The sequence below is a fragment of the Gammaproteobacteria bacterium genome (assembly GCA_003696665.1).
In the GTDB taxonomy this organism is placed as follows: Bacteria; Pseudomonadota; Gammaproteobacteria; order Enterobacterales.
Window position 1 is genome coordinate 1 of sequence record RFGJ01000419.1, and the last position, 3290, is coordinate 3290.

Annotated in this window: 2 protein-coding genes; both read left to right on the forward strand. The window is 48.4% G+C overall.

Annotated features, from left to right (window positions below; genetic code table 11):
* Window positions 1–3091 (forward strand): hypothetical protein (locus tag D6694_10635; GenBank protein RMH39948.1); only part of this gene is annotated, 3091 nt, incomplete at its 5' end.
* Between the two features lie 8 nt (window positions 3092–3099).
* A partial coding sequence (locus D6694_10640; protein ID RMH39949.1) for a hypothetical protein occupies window positions 3100–3290 on the forward strand: 191 nt, incomplete at its 3' end.

Below are 3290 nucleotides of genomic sequence, written 5' to 3' on the forward strand. Positions count from 1 at the left end.
GCTCCTGATAAGAAAATCCGATGTGCCTGAAGAGAGATATTGGTTCCTGCTGGATGACAGGAAGGGATGGGTTGAACTGCGGAAGATATTGCCCGATGCCCCAAAAGAGATTGTTTCCGCATATGCATTTTTGAACCGAAGAGGAGTAGCGATTCAAGAATACCGGGATAGTAACAAGGATGGGAAGTTCTTCCAGTGGTTGTATTACCAGAAAGTTGGCGATGGCTGGCAGCCGCTAAAGCGCGGGTTGTCTGGAATTTCAGGGGATATCGGTGCGGTCATCGATATTGGAAAAAGAACCGTTGCTTTGGAAGGCGAGGGAAGATGGCACTATTTTTCAGTAACAGGTAACGGTGCATGGTTCAATATCAACGATTCATTGCCTGGTCTGCCTGAGCATCTGGATTCGGTTCATGTCAGCAGGGATGGCCGGGTTCTGATTGCCAAAGAAGCATGGGACAGCAACAAGAACGGAGTGAGTTGGGAAGGGATTGTAGCAGTACGCAAGCGACTGTCTGATCCTTTCACGATGATTGGCAAGGTGCTTACTGATTCTGAGAAGTTGGCAATCGTCGATGCCAAGAGTCTGTGGAATGGGAGCGGAGTTGCGATAGAAATCGCCAAGGAGGGGGAGAAAGTTCAAACTGGTTCAAGGTTTGTCGAACATTCCAGATGGAAGTTTTACCTCTGGCGCCAAGGTAAGCTTGGCCCTGCACAAGGCTTGCCAAAAGCTGCCCGCTTCCGAGCCAATGGTGATGGCACAAAAATCGCACTTCTTGATATGCGGGGACACTGGAGGCTGTTTGGTCGGAAATCGGGAGGTAATGTTTTTCACGAGTTGGCTTTGCCCGGCAAGCAACACATTCAAAACGTCGTATTTGATAAAATAACCGATTATTTGGGAGTGAAACAAAGCGACCTTTTTCTGGATGGCAAGGAAAGCTGGCAATGGTGGGATCTCGGCGCAGAAGGCGTGGTTGGGCCCTCCTTGGGCAACACCGGCAAGCCCTTCTGGTGGCCTTTTGCTGGAGTAGAAAAACAGGGCGGGCGTACACAATTTGAAACAAGATTGCACAGTGTGGATGGCATGGTTGGTGAAGATGTTCCAACTCCGGAGGTGTGGATTCATGCCGATTCCAAGTTGGGGGACAAGGGAAATCTGATTTATGCCCCTGGAATTCTCAATCGTTTCCTGCATCTCGGTTCGATTGCTTCTGGCGTCAAGATCGAGGCGCTAGGCATAGGGCCGGAAGGCCATGTGATTCTCTACAGATATGGTGACCGGCGTTTTGCCACGGCGTTTTCAAATGGTCATACACATATTGAAGCACGGCCATTGTATATTCCCAAGCAAGGGGGGGGATACCGTAAACAATCTGTCACTCTTCTGGTCAACAAAAGCAGGAATGGATTATTGCGCCTTGTGCGAATGGATCAGCCGGATCATTGGCTCTGGGGATATGGCGCAAAGGATGGGATGATCTATTTTGACGAAGCGGGACATTTTTACAGCGATTCGGAAACTCTGAGTCAGAAAGTTGCTTTTCGAAAGGATAATGAACTTTTTTCTATCACGCAGTTTGGGAGCTTGCTGTTCAGGCCGGATGTCCTGGAGCAGCGTCTTGGAGTTCCGAAAGGCTCGATGTTTGAGCTGACACACCGTGACAAAGAGCGGATGCAGAGAGCGGTTTCCTTGGCTCATCAAGGATTGAGTCTGAAAAATTCGACCCCCCCACGCTTGACAATATCTGATGTGCCCGAGGAAACGGATAAGCCGTATATTGAAATTGGATTGAAGGCCGAGGGGAATGGTGTCGGTGAAGGAAGTATTGTTGCCGATATTCTTGGGGCGGGACATGTTCGGGGCGAGGCAGTTCAAGGAATTGAAGGAAGGAAGCAGAAAAGTGTGAGGCTTATCAAAAAAATTCCTCTCGTGCGTGGATTAAACAGGATCAAATTGTCTGTTGTTGATGCTGATGGCCTTGAAGCTTGGAAATACGTTAACGTGGATTATCGTCCAAAGGGTAATCACAAGCCAAGACTATGGGCGGCTGTAATTGCAACAAAAGATTATATGAGCCCCGATTTTGCGCAGCTACCGCTGACTCAGAATGATGCGAAAGTTATTCGCTCATTGCTAAAGCGGCAACAAAGCAAAATGTTTGATCAAGTCGTGGTGAAAAGTTGGTGCCAGAGTGAACAATGTGATTCTCAGCCTGTGAAAAGGCTGATTGCCAAGGAGTTGCCCTTATTTCTGAGCCAGGCGAAGAACGGAGATCGGATAGAAATCTTTGTAAGTGGACATGGGGTTAAGCTTGATGATGAGTTTTACATTGTCCCGTCCGATGGAAAGATTGAAGATAAGCAAAGCCTTATTTCATGGAGTGAGGTGCAGTCGTGGCTCCAGTCCTCTCCTCTTGGGAAAAAGCTTGTATTTCTCGATACATGTCAATCTGGGTCTGTATTTGGATCGAAAAGAAACAAACGACGGTTATTTCAGGAAGCAGTTGAAGACGGTGGTGTGTATGTTCTTGCTGCGACAGCAGAGAACGCGTCAGCTTACGAACTCAATGATGTGGGTGATGGACTGTTTACCTATGCGGTCAAAGAAGGCATGAACGGCATGGCTGACAGCAACTCCGATGGATGGATATCTTTTCAAGACCTCTCTTTTTTCTTGGCACGAAGGGTTCGTGAGTTATCCAAGGCTTTCGATGTTCCCATGGAACCAGAAGTGCCAATTGTTAATGAGGAGATGGATTTTATTGTTACAGGCGCTGAACGAAAGTTACGTTTATATCTTAATGTGGGTGACGAAGCATCCTTTGACATGTCGGCAACGCCAGGTCGGGTAAGATTCTGGAAAAAGCAACTCGAATCGATAGGGGTTCTCGTTGTTGATGCCAAGAAAGATGCTGCAGCGGTTCTTACGATCGTTGAGAACAATGGAGTACCATTACGAGCTCAGTTTGCCGACAGTGGAAGTAGAAAAATATTAGCCCAATGGCGAATCCAGAATGGCAATTTGGATCAAATTCTGAAAGATCTGAAAGAGAAGGTGGGTGACTTGACGCGTTCAAAGTTCATCTGAGAACCAGGATGATGCTTTATTTGGAAGAGAAGTTGAATCTTATGGCAGGCGCGGTGCTTCTTGCCATCGCGTGCCTTGGCGGCGGTTCGGCTGTGGCCGCCGGGCAACTGATCGCAATCGATGCTCCGCCTGGTATGAAGGGCGTGGCGGGCTGCCAGATCGAGCCTCCGATTCATGTGGGGGTGGTGCGGGATCGAGC